Raw genomic sequence first — 16839 nt, forward strand, 5'->3', positions numbered from 1 at the left:
CGGCGTCAGGTCCCGGTGAAGCGGGGCACGCGTTTCTGCTTGAACGCGGCCAGCGCCTCGGGCATGTCGGCGGTGCGGGTCAGCAGTGCCTGGCCGCGGTTCTCCAGTTCGAGCGCGGCGGCGTACGAGGTGATCTCCTGGTTGTGCTGGATCGCGCGCTTCGACATCCGCACGCCACCGGGTGAATTGGCTGCGATCATCCGGGCGACCGCGACGGACTCGTCGAAGAGCGCCTCGGTCGGGACGACGCGGTTGGCGAGACCGATCCGGCTCGCCTCCTCGGCGCCGACGATCCGGCCGGTGTAGCCGATCTCCGCGGCTCGACCGGGACCGACGAGCCGGCTCAGGTTGTACGACGTACCGAGCTCACCGATCGACAGGCCGACGCGGATGAACGCCGTACTGAACTTCGCCGTCGGCGCGACCAACCGGATGTCGGCCGCCAGGGCCAGCGCCATCCCGCCGCCGGTCGCGGGACCGTGGATCGCCGCGATCACCGGGAACGGCAGGTGCCGGATGGCCTGGATGCCGCCGGTCGCGGTCTCCTGGAACCTGAGGAACTCCAGGACGCCCATCGCAGTGATCACCTCCAGCTCGTCGAGATCGAAGCCCGCGCAGAACGCCCGCTCGCCGGCGCCGGTCAGGATCAGCGCGCGCAGCCCGCTGTCCCGCAGCGCCCGGGCGGCCAGCCCGTGCTCGGTGAACATCCGTACCGTCTGGGAATTCATTCGGTCCGGGCGGTTGATCCGCAGCACACCGATGCCGCCGTCGAGCGGTTCGAAGGTCAAGGTCTCGAGCTCGGGAAAGTTCATCGGCCCGTGAACACCGCCGGCCTGTTCTCCTTGAACGCGCTCAGCGCCTCGGCCATGTCGGTGCCTCTGGTCAGCAGTGCCTGACCGCGGTTCTCCAACTCGAGGGCGGCGGCGTACGAGGAAACTTCCAGATTGGCCTGGAGTGCGCGCTTCGAGAGCTGAACGCCGCCTGGCGAGTTCCGTACGATCTGGCCGGCGAGGGTGATCGCGTCGTCGAGCAGCTCGTCGCTGACGCTGTTGACCAGTCCGAGCCTGGCCGCCTCGTCCGCCGCAACGAGTCGTCCGGTGAAGCAGATCTCACTGGCATGGGCCGGGCCGATGAGCCGTGTGAGCAGCCACGACGTACCGAGATCGCCGGCAGACAGGCCGATCCGGACGAACGCGGCGTTGAACCTCGCGGTGGGCGACGCGATCCGGATGTCGGCGGCGAGCGCCAGCGACAGTCCCCCACCGGCAGCGGCGCCGTTGACCGCGGCGATCACGGGAACTCGCAGCGACCGCACCGCCAGGAGTGCCCGGGCGGCCCGCTCTTGCTGGTCGAGCATGCCCAGAGCGCCGAGCCCGGCGAGCTCGTCCGCGTCCGCGAGGTCGTAGCCGGCGCAGAACGCCGTACCCGCTCCGGTCAGGATCACGACACGGCAGTCGTCCTCGCCGTCGAACGCCTCGGCCGCAGATTCGAGCTCGGCGAACATCGTGTTCGTCATCGCATTGCTGCGCGCGGGCCGACTGAGGGTGATGACGACGACGCCAGGTCGCGGCTCATCCAGCAGGAGCGTCTCGTACGTCGCGGTCAAGCTCTTCACCGGCGCCTCCATTGGATCAATGGTAAGGCCAAATACTAGCAGCGCGATCGCACCGCGGGAATGCTAATTTAGGTATGACCATATGTTTGGACAGTCGGGAGACAACTCATGGCCGCTCAACCCAGCTCGGAGACCGGGCCGCGGCGGCATCCCGTCCAGCTCACCCCGATGCAGGTACCCAAGGCGTCCGACGTACTCGCCGACGACCTCCGGGAGCGCATCCTGCGGGGCGAGTTCCCCGAGGGTACGGCGCTGCCACCCGAGCGGGAGCTGGTCAACCAGACCAAGATGAGCCGAACCACGGTCCGCGAGGCGCTCCGCATCCTCGAGGTCCAGGGACTCGTACGGGTCAAGACCGGACGGTCCGGCGGGGCATTCGTCTACAAGCCGGGCAAAGACACCGTCGCCGACTCGGTCAACCTGCTGATCCGCGGCCGGCAGATCCGCATCCCGGCGCTCCTCGAGACCCGCGAGGCGATCGAGCCGTACTGCGCGCAGCTCGCCGCCCGCAACCGCACCGACCAGGACCTCGAACGCCTCGACCAGGCGAACACCGACATCGCCGCCGACCGGACGCTCGCGGACTTCCTCCAGGCCAACGTCGACTGGCACATCGCCGTCGCCACCGCCAGCCATAACGAGCTACTGACCGGCATCATGCTCGCGCTGTCCCGCAGCATCTACGACGCCACCGACAACCAGGGCTTCGTCGACAACGCCGTACGCCAAACCACCCTGCGCGCCCACCGCACCGTCACCAAGGCCATCCGCGACCAGGACCCCGACGCCGCGTCCCGCCGCATGAGCCGCCACGTCCACACCTACGCCGAAGCCGTCCTCGAAGTAGAAGCCCGAACCACCGTCACCGTCCCCGACCCTGACTAGTGTCCCGAGTCTGAAGTTCGTGCCATAAGTTCGGCGGGTTCGACGCACGCCCAGGAATTCGCGGCACTCGGGCCTCCCCAAACCGGTGTGGGGAGGCACACCCACCCGAATCAGCCTGTAACACTCCCCAAACCACCGGAATCGGGCGCAGGCTCCATCTTTGAGAAGCTACCGACCGTCATCGGGCCGCGAGAATGGTCGGTGGGTTCTCAAAGATGCGATCCGCGGGTCGATCCGCGGGTCGATCCGCTCCGAATGGGGAGTGTTACAGGCTGGTTCGGGTGGGTATGGCTCCCCAAATCGGTTTGGGGAGGCCTTCGCGGCGCTAATGCTGGGCGGACTCGCCACCGACACGGCCTACCAAGTAGCCGCGTACTTCCGACTCAGGACACTAGAGCAACTCGCCTACGCCGCGTTCGTTCAGCTTCTCACCACCGCGGTTGCTCGGCTCGACGCCGTGGGTCAGTGCTTCGGTAGGCGTTCTCTGTGGGGTTTCGGGTGCCGTCGTAGGGATTGGGTGGGAGGCCTGCCAGTAGGTCGGGTAGGTGGAAGGTTTGGAACAGGGGCAGGTCGAAGAAGGCGACCGCGTGGACTATCGCGGTGACCGTGAGGGTGATGACCTGGCGAGGTCTGACGGAAGCGGGGGACCAAGTCGTCACCTCATCGGCCAGTCTCGCTCCGCAAGACGCCGACTGTCCACGCCTCCTCGTAGTGCGGGTTTCCGGAACATAATTGCCACGGAGCGCACATTTGTTACCGGAAAGGCAGCCTGGTCAAGGCGTCGGCCAGGGGCGGGACTCGGCGCGGTGGGTGTCGAGGTAGTCGGCCAGGGCCAGAGCGCGCAGGTCCTCGTGATGCGGTACGGCGAGTTGCGCGCCGATCGGCAATCCGGACGTCGACCAGCCGGCGTTGACCGTGGTCGCGGGGTGCTGGGACATGTTGTACGGCACCGTGAACGCGATGTGCTCGAACGGCTTCCCCGGATCGTCCGTCGGGTACGCGAGCTCCGCCGGGAACGCCGTGATCGGTGCGACCGGCGACAGGATCACGTCGTACGTCGTGAACACCCGGCCGACCGCGGCTGCCATCGCGCCCATCTGGCTGTACCCGTCGAAGACGTCCGACGCGGTGAGGTCGGAGGCCGTCGAGACCCATTCGCGGATCTGCGGAAGCACCTTCGCGCGGCGTTCCTCGGGCAGGGCGGCGATGTCCGTGGCGGAGCGGATCCGCCAGAAACGGTCGAGGCCGTCGAGCATCTCGCGGGTGATGATCGGCGTGATCGGTTCGACGATCGCGCCGGCCTTCTCGAGTACGGCGGCCGTGGCCGAGACCACCGCCGCGACCTCGGGATCGACCGGCAACCCGACGCCCGCGTCGAGCAGCAACGCAACGCGCAAACCCTCGACGTCGACCTCGAAAACGTCGGGTGCCAAGGGGATCGAGGTGTGGTCGCGCGGGTCGTACCCGGACATCACCTGCAGCGCGAGCGCGGCATCCGGCGCCGTACGGGTCAGGGGTCCGATCGCGCGCCCGGCGTACGGGTTGCCGACCGCGATCCGCCCGTGCGTCGGCTTCAGCCCGACCAGTCCGCACCACCCGGCCGGCAACCGGATCGATCCGCCGATGTCGGTGCCGACGTGGATCGGCCCGTACCCGGCGGCCGCCGCAGCCGCCGCGCCCGCGCTCGAACCGCCGGCGGTCTTCGTGACGTCCCACGGGTTGCGCGTCAGGCGGTGGAAGGTCGAGACGCCGGACGACAACATCCCGTACTCGGGCATCGTCGTCTTGCTGAAGATCACCGCCCCGGCGTCCCGCAACCGCGCTGCGGCCGGCGCATCCTCCGGCGCTGGGGAGAGAGCGGTTGCGGCGGTTCCTTGCGGTACGGGCGTTCCGCGCGTCGCGATGTTCTCCTTGACCGTTACCGGTACGCCGTCCAGCGCGCCCGCCGTACCGTCCCGCCAGCGACGCTCCGACTCCTGCGCCGCGGCCCGTGCACCCACCGGGTCCGGTGCGTAGAGCGCGCAGAGCTGCGGTTCGAGCTGATCGACGCGGGTCAGCACATCCTCGATCACCTCGACCGGGGACACCGAGCCGTCGCGGTACCTCGCCAGGAGTTCGGTTGCCGTCAAGTCAGCAAGATTCATGCAGGCACTCCTCGGTTCGGGTGGATCGTCGGCTAGTTCGGTGGGTCGAAGCGGCCGTCTACTGCGGTCCAGCCGCCGTCGACCGCGAGAACGCTGCCGGTCACGAAGCTCGAGGCGTCGGACGCGAGATACACGACCGCGCCGGCGAGTTCGCTCGGGTGGGCCCAGCGACCGAGCGCACCCTTCTGCGCGTACGCGTCGTACCAGCTCTTGTCGGCTTTGATCTGCGCGGTGAGCGGTGTCTCGACGACTCCCGGGGCGATCGCGTTCGCGCGGACGCCGGACGGACCGAGTTCGGCGGCCGCTGTGCGCAGGAGTTGGACGAGGCCGGCTTTTGTTGCCGCGTACACCGATTGCCCCGGCTCGACCGTGGTGCCGCGGATCGAGCTGAACCCGATGATGCTGCCGCTCCCCCGCGCCGCCATACCCCGCCCGAACGCGCGAATCAACTGGAACGAGGCGCGCAGGTTGAGCGACACAACCCGGTCGAACTCCTCGCTGGTGTAGTCGAGGATCCGCTTCCGCACGTTCGTCGCCGCGGTGAACACGAGCACATCCACAGGATCCAGCTCAACCACAGCCCGCTCGATCGCCAAGTCATCAAGCACATCCAACTCGTACGCCGCCATACCGACGCCGCTCGTCCCACGCCCCGCCGTCCCAGGCCCCGCCGTTTCGCGGGCGGCGGTGAGGTCTCGGTCTGCGCACGTGACGCGGGCGCCGTGCGCCGCCAAGGCGAGCGCGCTCTCGCGGCCGATCCCGCTTCCGGCGCCGATCACCACCGCGTGCCTGCCGTCCAACCGGAACAGGTTCGCGTACTCGGTCACTCGCTCCACCTCCTACTGTCGCCGGCTTTGTGCACCAGATCCGTGCCGCAGAGCGCCCGCGACGCGGATCCCGTGCACAAAGTCGGCGAGGGCTTCATGGGCGCGGGCGGATGATGGCCATCCGGGTCGTCGTGAGTTCCTCGATCGCGAAGCGCGGGCCCTCGCGTCCGGTACCGGAGTCCTTCACCCCGCCGTACGGCATCACGTCGGACCGGAACCCGGGCACCTCGTTGATCACGACTCCCCCGACGTCGAGTCGATCGATCGCCGCGAACGCGGTTTCGAGCGAGGACGTGAAGACGCTCGCGTGCAGCCCGTACCGGGTCTCGTTGACCGCGCGGAGAGCGCTCTCGGTGTCCGGAACAGAGCGCACCGCGATCACCGGCCCGAAGATCTCCTCGTCCCACGCCGGAAGACCATCCGGTACGTCGGTCAGCACGATCGGCCCGAGTACGTCGCCACGGGCCTCGTAGGCGATCGATGCGCCGGCGTGGACCGCATCGCCGACCCACTGCCGAACGCGATCGGTCGAGGCCGGGTTGATCAGCGCGGACACCCGGGTCAGCGGATCACGCGGATCGCCGACGACCACGCCGGGCAGCCGCGCGCCGAGCTTGTCCAGCAACGCTTCCCGCACCGACTCGACAGCGATCACGCGCTGAACCGAGATGCAGGCCTGCCCCGACGCGTAGTACCCGCCGCGCACGATCGCGTCGGCGGCCGCGTCCAGGTCGGCGTCCTCGGCAACGACCAGCGCGGAGTTGGATCCCAGTTCGAGCAGCACCTTCGTCGGCGCCGCGTCGCGCGCGATGCGATGCCCGACGGCCGCGGATCCGGTGAAGGAGACGGCGCCGATTCGATCGTCGGTGGTGAGCGTGGCGCCCACGTCGGCTCCGCCCGTGATCAGCTGAAGAGCGCTCTCTGGTGCTCCCGCGTCGGCGAGCGCGGATCGCATCAGGTGCACGAGCCAGAGCGTGGCGAGCGGCGTCTGCGGCGCGGGCTTCACGATGATCGGGCAACCGGCCGCGAAAGCCGGCGCGATCTTATGGGCGGCGAGCAGCAACGGGTAGTTGAACCCGGTGATCCCGATAACTACGCCGATCGGCTTACGCACCCAGAAACCCTGCAGACCTTCGCCGCTCGGCAGCAGGTCGAGCGGCACAGTCTCGCCGTGCAACCGCGCAACCTCCTCGGCCGAGGTCTGCAGGGTGAGCAGCGTCCGATCGATCTCGACCCGGCAGTCGACCAGCGGTTTTCCGGTCTCGAGCACGAGAAGATCGACGAACGCGTCTCGCTCGTCGAGTACCGCGGAATGCACGCTCTGCAAGACGTTCCGGCGTACGTACGACGGAAGTCGGCCGACCGTTTCGCGTACGGCGAGCGCGCTCTCGAGGGCTGTCCGCGCCACCGAGACGTCCCCGACCGGCGCGTGTGCCACGGTCGAGCCGTCGTACGGGAAGATCACCGGAGCCGTCGACGGTGCCTCGACCCAGGTCTCGCCGATCGGCAGGCCGGCCGGCATCGTGATCGTGTCGCCGCGATCGAGCAGGATCTTCACGCTGATTTCCCCTTCGCGAGTAGGTCGGCGGTGGTCGCACCGGAGAGTGCTCTCTGAAGCGTTGGGATGGCGGAGACCAGGCGCTGCGTGTACGGATGCTGCGGGGCGGCATACACGTCACCGGTGTAGCCGGTCTCGACGATCTGGCCGGCATGCATCACGGCCACGCGGTCGCAGACGTGTTTGACCACGGACAGGTCGTGCGAGACGAACACGAGTGTGAGGTTGAGTTCGTCGACCAGGTCCGAGATCAGGTTGAGCACCTGGGCGCGGACGGAAACGTCGAGAGCGCTCACCGGCTCGTCCGCGATCAGGATCCGCGGGCGCGGGGCGAGGGCGCGGGCGATGGAGATGCGCTGCCGCTGGCCGCCGGAGAACTGGTGCGGGTACCGGTCGCCGGCATCCGCGGAGAGGCCGACGGCTTCGAGCAGCTCGCGAACGCGCTCTCCCGACGCCGGATGTCCTTGTACGACGAGCGGTTCGGCGATGATGTCGCGGACCCGCATCCGTGGGTCGAGCGAGCTCATCGGGTCCTGGAACACGAGCTGGAGATTCTCGCGCAGCGACCTTAGGCGGCGTTCCGGGAGACGGGTGATGTCGGTGTCCTCGACGATCACGTGCCCGGACGTGGCCCGGTCGAGAGCGGCGATCAGGCGCAGCAGTGTCGACTTGCCGCAGCCGGATTCGCCGACGATGCCGAAACGTTCGCCCTGCTTGACTTCCAGGCTCACACCGCGAAGCGCGTGGACGACCGGGGCCGGCTGGAGCAACGAGGTGCGCGGGCGGGGGTAGTCGCGCACAAGATCGACAACCCGAATCGCGGTCGGCGTCTCCAGCCCATGCGTCGTCGGGATGTGCGCACTCAACGAGACGTGCCGGGTCGGCGGGGCGGGCTCGAGCGACGGAGCCTGCTCGGGTGGCGGGACGTGCTCGGGCGGCGGCTGGGACTCAGGCATCCTCCACCTCCGCCCGGTGATAGCCATCCGCTTCCCCCGCCGGGTGGTGGCAGGCGAAGCCCTCGGTCTCGGAGCCTGTCCACCCCGGAACCTCTTCGCACTGGGCAGTTGCGTGGGCGCACCGGGTTCGGAAGACACAGCCGGACGGGAACCGGCCGGCGGGCGGTACGTTGCCAGGGATGGTGGTGAGACGACGGGACGTGGTCTCGAGATCGGACGCAGCGAGCAGACCCTCGGTGTAGCGGTGACGGGGGCGCGTGAACACCTCGTTCACGGGACCAGCCTCCACCACGCGTCCGCCGTACATGACGAGGACCCGTTCGCAGACGGTGGCGACGACGGCGAGGTCGTGGGTGATGAAGAGCAGTGCGGAGGAGCGGTCCACGACGCCGCGGAGGATCAGGTCGAGTACGAGCGCCTGGACCGTCACGTCGAGTGCGGTGGTTGGCTCGTCGCAGATCAGTAGCGCCGGATCGTTGGCCAGGGCAAGCGCCAGGACGACTCGTTGCCGTTGGCCACCGGACAGCTGGTGCGGGTAGGCGCGAAGGGTCTCGGGCGGGAGCTGTACGCGTTCGAGCAGGTCGGCCGCCGCGGTTCGGGCCGCGGGTTTCGCGAGGGTCTTGTGGATGAGCATCGTCTCGGCGATCTGGTCGCCGACTCGCATGGTCGGGTTGAGCGCAGTCATCGGTTCCTGGAAGACCATCGCCATGTCGCGGCCACGCACGCGGGACATCCGCCGTTCGTCCGCGCCGACCAGTTCGTGGTCGACACCGTCGAGACGCACCGATCCGCCGGCCCGTACGTCCTCGGGCAACAACCCAAGGATGCTCAGCGCGGTCAGTGACTTGCCTGATCCCGATTCTCCGATCAGCCCGACCCGCTCTCCCGCACCGACCGTCAGGTCGACATCGGACACGAGCGCCGTCTCCCGAACGGACACGGACAACCCGCGTACGGTGAGAACGTCGTTCATCGGCGATCCTCCAGTTTCGGGTCGAAGCGGTCCCGGAGGCCGTCGCCGAGCAGGTTGAACCCGAGGACGGCGACCGCGATCGCGATCCCGGGGAAGATCGCCAGCCGCGGCGCGCTGAACAGGAACTCCTGGCTCTCCTGCAGCATCCGCCCCCAGGATGGTGTCGGTGGCGGCGTTCCGTACCCGAGAAACGACAACGCCGCCTCAGCCAGCACCGCGATCGCGAAGGACACCGAGGCCTGAACGGTGATCAGGCTGGTCACGTTCGGCAGGACGTGCCGGAGAGCGATCGGAAACGGTTGCCGGCCGGCTGCGCGCGCCGCGAGAACGTATTCCGTCCGCATCACCTGCAGCGCTCCGCTCCGGATCACCCGCGCGAAACTCGGCACCGAGGCGATGCCGATGGCAACCATCGCGGTCAGCGTGCTGGCGCCGAACACCGCGCCGAACATGATCGCCAGCAGCAACGCCGGGAACGCGAGCAACAGGTCGTTCGCGCGCATGATCACCTCGCTCGGCCACCGCCGTACCATCGCCGCCAGGATTCCCAGCGGTACGCCGATGACCGCGGCAACGCCGACCGCGACGACGCCGACGAACAGCGTGGTGCGCGAGCCGACCATGATCTGGCTGAGTACGTCCCGGCCGAACTTGTCGGTCCCGAACCAGTGCGACCACGACGGTTCCAGCAACCGCGAGGCGGGACTCACCAGCGTCGCGTCGTACGGCGTCCAGACGAACGAAACGAGCGCCATCAGTACGATCACCGTGACGATCACGCCGCCGGCGATCAGGCTCGGGTTCAGTCGCTTCATCTACGCCGTCCTCAATCGCGGGTCGAGGGCGACGTACAGGAGGTCGACGACGAAGTTGACCAGAAGTACGGCGAGGACGAGGACCATCACGACGTCCTGGACCAGCAGTAGGTCGCGATTCGAGACGCCGTCGAGCAGCAGGCTGCCGAGCCCTGGGATCACGAAGACTCGCTCGACGACCACCGCGCCGATCAACAACGTCGCCAGCTGCAGACCGAGCACAGTCACGACCGGTACGGCGGCATTGCGCAGACCGTGCCGCCACAACGCCTGGAACGGTCGCAGCCCCTTCGCCCGCGCCGTTCGGAGATAGTCCTCGCGCAGCACGTCCAGCACCGCGCTGCGGACGTAGCGGGTGAGGACGGCGCCCTGGACGATCCCGAGTGACAGCGCCGGCAGGATCAGCTGCTTGAGGAACATCGCCGGATCCTGCGCCGGCGGCGTCCAGCCGTTGGCCGGCAACCAGCCGAGCCGCACCGCGAACACCACGATCAGCAGGATCCCGGCCAGGAACGCCGGGACCGCGACACCCACCTGGGAGAACGCCGACAGCGCCAACCCGGAGATCTTGCGGTGCCGCGCCGCCATCACGGTCCCGGCCGGCGCGGCGACCACCAGGGCGATCATCATGCCCGCGACGACCAGCCACAGCGTCACCTGCAGCCGGTCGAAGACCTGCGGGCCGATCGCAACCTTCGACACGTACGACGTACCGAGGTCACCGTGCAACAGCCCGCCCAGCCAGTCGAAGTACTGCGTCGGCAGCGGGCGGTCGAGGCCGAACTGCCGACGCAGTTCGGCCACTGCCTCGTCGGAGGCGTTCACGCCGAGCGCGACCCGGGCGGGATCGCCGGGCAGCACCGCCATGAACGCGAAGACCAGGACCGAGCTCACCGCAAGACTGACCAAGAACACGCCGGTGCGCTCGATCAGGCGGAGGATCATCGGGCGAGCTTGGAGAGATCGAAGTTCTCGGTGATCGCGTTGGTCGGCAGCCCCTTGATGCTCTTGTCGGCGACCATCAGGTTCGGCAGCAGGAACAGCCAGTCACCCGCGGCCTGCTCGGACAGCCGGCGCGCCGCCTTCTTCATGTTGTCGACCTGCGCGGCCTCGTCACCGGAGTCCGCCGCGGCCAGGTAGCCCTGCAGCGTCGGGTCGTCGTACCGCGTGTAGTACTTCGGGTTTCCGAACACCGCACCGAGGTCGCGCGGCTCGACGTGGGCGATGATCGACAGGTCGTAGTCGGCGTTCTTGAACACCGTGGTCAGCCACGCCGCCGGGAACTCGAGCTGGTCGATCGTCACCTTCAGGCCGGCCTGCTCCAGCTGGCTCTTCACCACCTGGCCGCAGGACGTTGCGTACGGCAACGTCGGGAGCCGGAGCCGGAGCGTCTTGCCGGCCGCACCGGACGCCTGCAGCAACGACTTCGCCTTGGCCAGGTCGTACGGCGCGACGCCGGTCAGGTCCTCGTACCACGGGTCGGTCGGCGGGACCATGCTGCCGATCAGCTTGCCGCGACCCGCCCAGCACGTGTCGAGCAACGCCTTGTGGTCGATCGCCATCCGGATCGCCTGCCGGGTCCGGACGTCCTTGAACAGCGGCAGCGAGTTGTTGAAGGACAACAGCACCTCGCCGTTCGTGGTGCCCTCGATCACCTGGTACTTGTCGTTGCTGGTGAACTGGCTGAGGGCCTCCGGCGCCTGCACCGTGCTGATCACATTGATCGTGCCGGTGAGCAGCGCGTTGTTCAGCGCGGTCGCGTCCTTGAAGTACTTCAGCGTGACCTGCTGGAAGTACGGCTTGCTGCCCCAGTAGGTCTCGTTGCGGACCATGACGATCGAGTCGCCGCGGTTCCACTTCGAGAACTTGAACGGCCCCGAGCCGACCGGAGCGGTCGCGAGCGCGCTGACACCGCTCTCCGAGAACATCGCGCCGATCCGGGTGGTCATCCGGAACAGCCAGTCGTTGCTCGGCTTCGCCAGCGTGACCTGCAACTGGGTCGGCGACAGCGCCTTGGCCTGCGAGACCACGTCCATCGCGGCCTTCAGCGACGTCGTCCACGCGGTCTTCACCCGGTTGATACTGAACACCGCGTCGTTCGCGGTGAACTGCTTGTCGTTGGTGAACTTCGCGTTGTCGACCAGATCGAAGGTGTACGTCTTGCGGTCCGGCGACACCGTCCACGACTTCGCCAGCGACGGCACGATCTTGCCCGAGTCATCCTGCTTGACCAGGGTCTCGTACACGTTCCCGAGCAGCACCTGCGGGATCGCGGCGCCGTCCGTGGTGGTGAAGTCCAGGCTGGCCGGCTCCGCGACCAGACCGATCGACAGCGTCTGGTCGGCGCCCGGTGAGCTGCCGGACGACGTTCCGGATCCGGCCGAGCAGGCCGTCACGGCCAGCAGCGCGGCGGACGCGAGGAATGCGACCGCTCGAGTGGAAAACGACGGCTTCACGTCTACTCCTCCAGTGCGCCGACTGGTCTGACCAGTGGACTAGGTCTCAATGGGCCACTAGGTTTGTCCCCTGCTCAGGTGCCTGTCAAGCGAATGGGGGTGTGCCGGATGACAAAGGGTCCGCAGTTCGAGCCGGTACAGCCCGTGCGCGCCTATCAACGGATCGTCGAGCAGATCGAGGAAGCGCTCGCCCGCGGTGATCTGGCACCGGGCCAGCGGCTGCCGAGCGAGCGTGAACTGGTCGCCCAGTTCGCGGTCAGCCGGTCGACGGTTCGCGAGGCTCTGCGGGTGCTGGAGAGCAACGGCGTGGTCCGCTCCCGGCCCGGCGACCCGAACGGTCCGGAGATCCTGCCGTACTCCTCGTTCGCGCTGCGCAAGCAGGTGGCGAGGCTGGCGCGGGTCGACGAGCTGACCCTGAGCGAGCTGATCGGGTTCCGGATGATCATGGACGGCGCCGCGATCCAGGTCGCGTCCCGGCTGCGGACCCCGGAGGAGCTGGACGACCTGGAGGCGACCCTGGTCGCGATGCGGGACGCGATCGACGTCGACTTCGACGCGTTCGGCGAGGCCGATCTCGCGTTCCACGAGCTGATCGCGCGGATCAGCCGGAACTCCCTGATCCAGACCTGCAACGAGGTCGTCCGCGGCGTCGTACTCGGACTGATCTCCGACAAGGTCGCGCACGCCCCGAACAGCCGCGCGCTGATGCTCGAGTCGCTGCACCACCACGCCGAGGTGGTCGACGCGATCCGGTCCGGCAACGGCCACGCCGCGGCGCGGATCGCCCGGCAGAACATGTTCGACTACTACGCCGGGTACGTGCCCGACTCCGAGCAGGAAACGTTGCGTGCACTCATAGATGACTGACTGATCCCGTGGCATTCTGACGGGATCGGTTCAGTGGTGGGGGGCACCGCGTGAGCAAACCTGCGATTCTCACGGTCGACGACGACCCGATGGTCTCGGCGGCCATCTCCCGCGACCTGCGCCGCCGGTACGGCGACGACTACCTGGTCGTCCGCGCAACGTCGGGCGATCAGGCGCTCGCCGCGCTGACCAAACTCACCTTGCGCAACCAGCCGATCGCGTTGATCGCGACCGACCAGCGGATGCCCGGCATGACCGGCATCGAACTGCTCGAACGCGCCCGCGAGCACGCCCCGAACGCGAAGTGCCTACTGCTCACCGCGTACGCCGACACGGACGTGGCGATCCGCGCGATCAACGAGATCGGCCTCGACTATTACCTGCTGAAACCCTGGGACCCGCCCGAGGACCAGCTCTTCCCGGTCGTCGACGACCTGCTCGGCGACTGGCAGCACGCCAACCCCGAGCACACCTCCGACGTCCGCGTCGTCGGCAACCGCTGGTCGGATCGCGCGCACGACATCAAGACGTTCCTGGCCCGCAACCACGTCCCGTACCGCTGGTACGACGTCGAGCGCGACACCGAGGGCCAACGCCTCAAGGACCTCGCCGATGCCACCGACCACGAGCTGCCGCTGGTCCTGATCCCGGAAGGTGACACGCTCCGCTCCCCCACCGCGCTCGACCTCGCGTCGGCCCTCGGTCTGCGGACCCGCGCCGAGCAGCCGCTGTACGACGTCTGCATCGTCGGCGGCGGACCGGCCGGACTCGCCGCCGGCGTCTACGCCGCGTCCGAGGGCCTCAGCACGGTGATCGTCGAACGCGAGGCGCCCGGCGGACAGGCCGGCCTCAGCGCCGCGATCGAGAACTACCTCGGGTTCCCGCGCGGCCTCACCGGCTCCGACCTCGCCCAGCGCGCCGTCGCGCAGGCCTCCCGCTTCGGCGCGGAAATGGTGCTCGCGCGCTCGGTCGTCGGCCTCGAGTCCCGAGGCCCGTGCACGCCGTACTGCTCGAAGAATCCGGTGAGATCGAGGCTCGCGCGCTGATCGTCGCGACCGGCGTCTCGTACCGCAGCCTCGACGTCGACGGTCTCGGCGACCTCACCGGCCGGGGCGTGTACTACGGCGCGACGGCGAGCGAAGCCAGGCAGGTCCAGGACGACGAGGTGTACGTCGTCGGTGCCGCGAACTCGGCCGGACAGGCAGCGCTCAACCTGGCCCGCTACGCCAAGCGCGTCGTCCTCCTGGTCCGCGGCGAGACGCTCGAAAGCTCGATGTCGCGGTACCTGATCGACAAGATCACCGAGGCCGCGAACATCGAGATCCGGTGCCGGACCGAGGTGGTCGGTTGCCGCGGCGACGGTCATCTCGAGGCCCTCACGTTCGCCGATCGCACCTCCGGCCGGGTCGAGGAGGTGCTCGCGAGTTGGCTGTTCATCTTCGCCGGCGCGATCCCGCGGACCGATTGGCTCGGCGACTCCGTCGTACGCGACGCCAAGGGGTTCGTCGTGACGGGGCCGGATCTGATCGCGCAGAACCGGTGGCCGCTGACGAGGCCGCCGTACGCGTTGGAGACCAGCGTGCCGGGGGTGTTCGCGGCCGGCGACGTACGGCTCGACTCGATGAAACGCGTGGCGTCCGCGGTCGGCGAAGGCGCCATGTCGATCTATCTCGTCCACCGCTACCTTGCGACCGTCTGATGAACGCCGTGGACCTGCGCGAGATCCCGCTCTTCGCCGGGCTGACCGATGCGCAGCTCGACGAGCTCGTCGATGGCAGCACCGAGGTGGCGATCGAGCGCGGCGTCGATCTGTTCCACGAGGGTGAACCCGCCGATTTCTGGTGGGTGCTCGTCGACGGCGCGATCTCGCTGCACCGCAAGATCGGCCGCGAGGACACCGTGATGGGCAAGATGGACGTGCCGGGCCGGTGGGCGGGCGGGTTCCGCGCGTGGGACGAGCACGGCGTGTACCTCGCCAGCGGTCGCGGCCTCGCCGAAGGGCGGGTACTTCGGGTGCCGGCCGACGTACTGCGAGAGCGGATCGACGACTGGTTCCCGCTCGCCGGGCACCTGATCAAGGGCGTGTACGGGACCGCGCGGGCGATCGAGTCGACCGCCCGGCAGCGCGAGTCGCTGATCACGCTCGGCACGTTGGCGGCCGGTTTGGCGCACGAGATCAACAACCCCGCCGCGGCTGCGGCCCGCTCGGTCAGCGCGCTCGACACCGCGTGCGTCACGTTGCTGTCGGCGCTGCGGGGTCTCGCGGAGGGCGACGCGACGGCCGCGCAGTTCAGTGCGCTCGACGAGCTGCGGCTCGAGCTCGGCTCGGGTACGGCGGCGCCGGATCCGGTGGATCTCGCCGATCACGAGAACACCATCGCGGACTGGCTCGACGACCGCGGCGTCGAGCGATCGTGGTTCATCGCACCCCCGCTCGCTGCGGCGGGCGCGAGCGTGGCCTGGTGCGAGCGCGCGGCCGACGTACTCAGCGATGCGCTGGAGCCCGGCCTCGAATGGGTGGCCAGCACGTTGTCGGTCGCGACACTGCTCAGCGAGGTGAAGGAATCGACCCGGCGGATCACCGAACTGGTGGCCGCGGTCCGCTCGTACTCGCAGATGGACCGCGGCTCGATCCAGACGATCGACGTCACCGAGGGCATCGAGAGCACACTCGTGATGCTCGGGCACAAGCTGCGCGACGGCGTCGAGGTGGTTCGCGCGTACGGCGTCGTACCCCGGATCGATGCGTACGCCGGCGAACTCAACCAGGTGTGGACGAACCTGATCGACAACGCGGTCGACGCGATGGAAGGCGTCGGCACGTTGCGGATCACGACCCGAACCGACGGCGACCGGATCGTCGTCGAGTTCACCGACACCGGTCCCGGGATGCCGCCGGAGGTCGCGGCCCGCGCGTTCGAGCCGTTCTACACGACCAAGGACGTCGGAAAGGGCACCGGTCTGGGCCTCGACATCGCGCAACGCATCGTCACCGAACACCACGGCGGCACGATCGCGATCACCTCACGACCGGGCGAGACCACCGTCGGCGTCCGCCTCCCGCACCAACCACCGGGCTGATCGGATCAGGTGTCGTGTTCGAGGATGCGGACGCGGGGCACCTTGAGGAGTTTGCGGGCCTTCGTGGTCCAGTCGGAGCACAGGAAGGCTGCTGCGGTCTCCGGCCAGGCGACCACCACGACCTCTTGGCTGTTGGTGGTCTTCACCATCTGCATCAGCGCCAGCAGCACCTCGCCGTGCGTGATGGAGACGTGCACCGGGTGGCCACTCGCCGCCCGGAGCTGCCGGGAGCTGTGCTCGATCACGGAGGCGAGGTCGACGGCCGGGTCGGCGAGGGTCGCCGTCGGTGTTCCGCCCTGGGTTGCTCGCTGGGTTCCACGCTGTGTTCGACTCTGTGCTCGGTCCACTACCGGCGGGCTTGTCCGCGCCGACGCCACCGTCGCGGAGCCGACCACGGACGCCGCACCGGTGAGGCCGGCCACGTCCGCGAACGTCGATCCCAGCAACGCCATCGGACCGCCGAACCCGCTCTCCGGATGACTGGAGACCAGCAGGTGGTAGTCCACGGTGTCTTCGCGCCTTGCATGCAGGGCGGCAACGCGGCGCGCGTCGCCCTCGCTCATCTCCCGCTCGATGAGCACCACCACGTCGTACGTCATTCGTGGCTCCCTTCGCTTCAATTCCGTTGTACTCCTGCCCAGGACCGCTCCCAAGCACCGGCC

Annotated in this window: 16 protein-coding genes; 5 read left to right on the forward strand and 11 right to left on the reverse strand. The window is 68.5% G+C overall.

Annotated features, from left to right (window positions below):
• Positions 1 to 5 precede the first annotated feature (5 nt).
• Together ACWF0M_RS26665 and ACWF0M_RS26670 are read right to left on the reverse strand one after the other, a co-directional pair.
• Positions 6 to 812, reverse strand: coding sequence for an enoyl-CoA hydratase/isomerase family protein (locus tag ACWF0M_RS26665; RefSeq protein WP_452238442.1), 807 nt, complete (start codon positions 810 to 812; stop codon positions 6 to 8).
• Entirely contained in the window at positions 809 to 1615 is an 807-nt protein-coding gene (locus ACWF0M_RS26670) for an enoyl-CoA hydratase/isomerase family protein (protein ID WP_452238443.1), read from the reverse strand. The genes ACWF0M_RS26665 and ACWF0M_RS26670 overlap by 4 nt, the downstream gene beginning before the upstream one ends.
• A gap of 108 nt (positions 1616 to 1723) precedes the next feature.
• On the opposite strand from ACWF0M_RS26670, the gene ACWF0M_RS26675 reads away from it, so the two are divergent.
• Positions 1724 to 2500, forward strand: a complete 777-nt coding sequence (locus ACWF0M_RS26675; protein ID WP_452238444.1) for a FadR/GntR family transcriptional regulator — start codon at positions 1724 to 1726, stop codon at positions 2498 to 2500.
• Between the two features lie 773 nt (positions 2501 to 3273).
• Here ACWF0M_RS26675 and ACWF0M_RS26680 read toward each other — a convergent pair.
• From ACWF0M_RS26680 to ACWF0M_RS26715, 8 genes are all read right to left on the reverse strand, one after another.
• Positions 3274 to 4644 (reverse strand): amidase, encoded by a 1371-nt coding sequence (locus ACWF0M_RS26680; RefSeq protein ID WP_452238445.1) that lies wholly within the window; start codon positions 4642 to 4644, stop codon positions 3274 to 3276.
• Between the two features lie 32 nt (positions 4645 to 4676).
• On the reverse strand, positions 4677 to 5471 hold the full coding sequence (locus ACWF0M_RS26685) for an SDR family NAD(P)-dependent oxidoreductase (protein ID WP_452238446.1): 795 nt from the start codon (positions 5469 to 5471) through the stop codon (positions 4677 to 4679).
• A 94-nt stretch (positions 5472 to 5565) separates the two neighbouring features.
• Positions 5566 to 7029 carry an aldehyde dehydrogenase family protein gene (locus ACWF0M_RS26690; protein WP_452238447.1) on the reverse strand — a complete coding sequence of 488 codons (1464 nt, stop codon included), beginning with the start codon at positions 7027 to 7029 and terminating at the stop codon, positions 5566 to 5568.
• On the reverse strand, positions 7026 to 7985 hold the full coding sequence (locus tag ACWF0M_RS26695; RefSeq protein ID WP_452238448.1) for an ATP-binding cassette domain-containing protein: 960 nt from the start codon (positions 7983 to 7985) through the stop codon (positions 7026 to 7028). The genes ACWF0M_RS26690 and ACWF0M_RS26695 overlap by 4 nt, the downstream gene beginning before the upstream one ends.
• Positions 7978 to 8958, reverse strand: coding sequence for an ABC transporter ATP-binding protein (locus ACWF0M_RS26700; protein ID WP_452238449.1), 981 nt, complete (start codon positions 8956 to 8958; stop codon positions 7978 to 7980). Before ACWF0M_RS26700 ends, ACWF0M_RS26695 begins: the two co-directional genes overlap by 8 nt.
• Positions 8955 to 9773 (reverse strand): ABC transporter permease, encoded by an 819-nt coding sequence (locus ACWF0M_RS26705; protein ID WP_452238450.1) that lies wholly within the window; start codon positions 9771 to 9773, stop codon positions 8955 to 8957. Before ACWF0M_RS26705 ends, ACWF0M_RS26700 begins: the two co-directional genes overlap by 4 nt.
• Entirely contained in the window at positions 9774 to 10718 is a 945-nt protein-coding gene (locus ACWF0M_RS26710) for an ABC transporter permease (RefSeq protein ID WP_452238451.1), read from the reverse strand.
• A complete protein-coding gene (locus tag ACWF0M_RS26715) occupies positions 10715 to 12229 on the reverse strand; it encodes an ABC transporter substrate-binding protein (RefSeq protein WP_452238452.1) in 1515 nt (504 codons plus the stop codon). Before ACWF0M_RS26715 ends, ACWF0M_RS26710 begins: the two co-directional genes overlap by 4 nt.
• 108 nt (positions 12230 to 12337) lie before the next feature.
• Here ACWF0M_RS26715 and ACWF0M_RS26720 point away from each other — a divergent pair, with 108 nt between their 5' ends.
• The 4 genes from ACWF0M_RS26720 to ACWF0M_RS26735 are packed head-to-tail and all read left to right on the forward strand — an operon-like array spanning position 12338 to position 16177.
• Positions 12338 to 13096, forward strand: a complete 759-nt coding sequence (locus ACWF0M_RS26720; RefSeq protein WP_452238453.1) for a FadR/GntR family transcriptional regulator — start codon at positions 12338 to 12340, stop codon at positions 13094 to 13096.
• A 50-nt stretch (positions 13097 to 13146) separates the two neighbouring features.
• Positions 13147 to 14142 (forward strand): response regulator, encoded by a 996-nt coding sequence (locus ACWF0M_RS26725; RefSeq protein WP_452238454.1) that lies wholly within the window; start codon positions 13147 to 13149, stop codon positions 14140 to 14142.
• On the forward strand, positions 14091 to 14795 hold the full coding sequence (locus ACWF0M_RS26730) for an NAD(P)/FAD-dependent oxidoreductase (RefSeq protein ID WP_452238455.1): 705 nt from the start codon (positions 14091 to 14093) through the stop codon (positions 14793 to 14795). Before ACWF0M_RS26725 ends, ACWF0M_RS26730 begins: the two co-directional genes overlap by 52 nt.
• Positions 14795 to 16177, forward strand: coding sequence for a sensor histidine kinase (locus ACWF0M_RS26735; protein ID WP_452238456.1), 1383 nt, complete (start codon positions 14795 to 14797; stop codon positions 16175 to 16177). The genes ACWF0M_RS26730 and ACWF0M_RS26735 overlap by 1 nt, the downstream gene beginning before the upstream one ends.
• Before the next feature lie 5 nt (positions 16178 to 16182).
• Here the strand turns inward: ACWF0M_RS26735 and ACWF0M_RS26740 are convergent, their stop codons facing one another.
• Complete coding sequence (locus ACWF0M_RS26740; protein ID WP_452238457.1) at positions 16183 to 16776, reverse strand: hypothetical protein; 594 nt, start codon at positions 16774 to 16776, stop codon at positions 16183 to 16185.
• Positions 16777 to 16839 lie beyond the last annotated feature (63 nt).

Source organism: Kribbella sp. NPDC055110 (genome assembly GCF_053607525.1).

Bases quoted from the DNA above. Each gene is read 5' to 3' on its own strand.
- ACWF0M_RS26665 (WP_452238442.1), bottom strand. From the start codon at position 812: ATGAACTTTCCCGAGCTCGAGACCTTGACCTTCGAACCGCTCGACGGC.
- ACWF0M_RS26675 (WP_452238444.1), top strand. From the start codon at position 1,724: ATGGCCGCTCAACCCAGCTCGGAGACCGGGCCGCGGCGGCATCCCGTC.
- ACWF0M_RS26680 (WP_452238445.1), bottom strand. From the start codon at position 4,644: ATGAATCTTGCTGACTTGACGGCAACCGAACTCCTGGCGAGGTACCGC.
- ACWF0M_RS26695 (WP_452238448.1), bottom strand. From the start codon at position 7,985: ATGCCTGAGTCCCAGCCGCCGCCCGAGCACGTCCCGCCACCCGAGCAG.
- ACWF0M_RS26700 (WP_452238449.1), bottom strand. From the start codon at position 8,958: ATGAACGACGTTCTCACCGTACGCGGGTTGTCCGTGTCCGTTCGGGAG.
- ACWF0M_RS26705 (WP_452238450.1), bottom strand. From the start codon at position 9,773: ATGAAGCGACTGAACCCGAGCCTGATCGCCGGCGGCGTGATCGTCACG.
- ACWF0M_RS26710 (WP_452238451.1), bottom strand. From the start codon at position 10,718: ATGATCCTCCGCCTGATCGAGCGCACCGGCGTGTTCTTGGTCAGTCTT.
- ACWF0M_RS26720 (WP_452238453.1), top strand. From the start codon at position 12,338: ATGACAAAGGGTCCGCAGTTCGAGCCGGTACAGCCCGTGCGCGCCTAT.
- ACWF0M_RS26735 (WP_452238456.1), top strand. From the start codon at position 14,795: ATGAACGCCGTGGACCTGCGCGAGATCCCGCTCTTCGCCGGGCTGACC.
- ACWF0M_RS26740 (WP_452238457.1), bottom strand. From the start codon at position 16,776: ATGACGTACGACGTGGTGGTGCTCATCGAGCGGGAGATGAGCGAGGGC.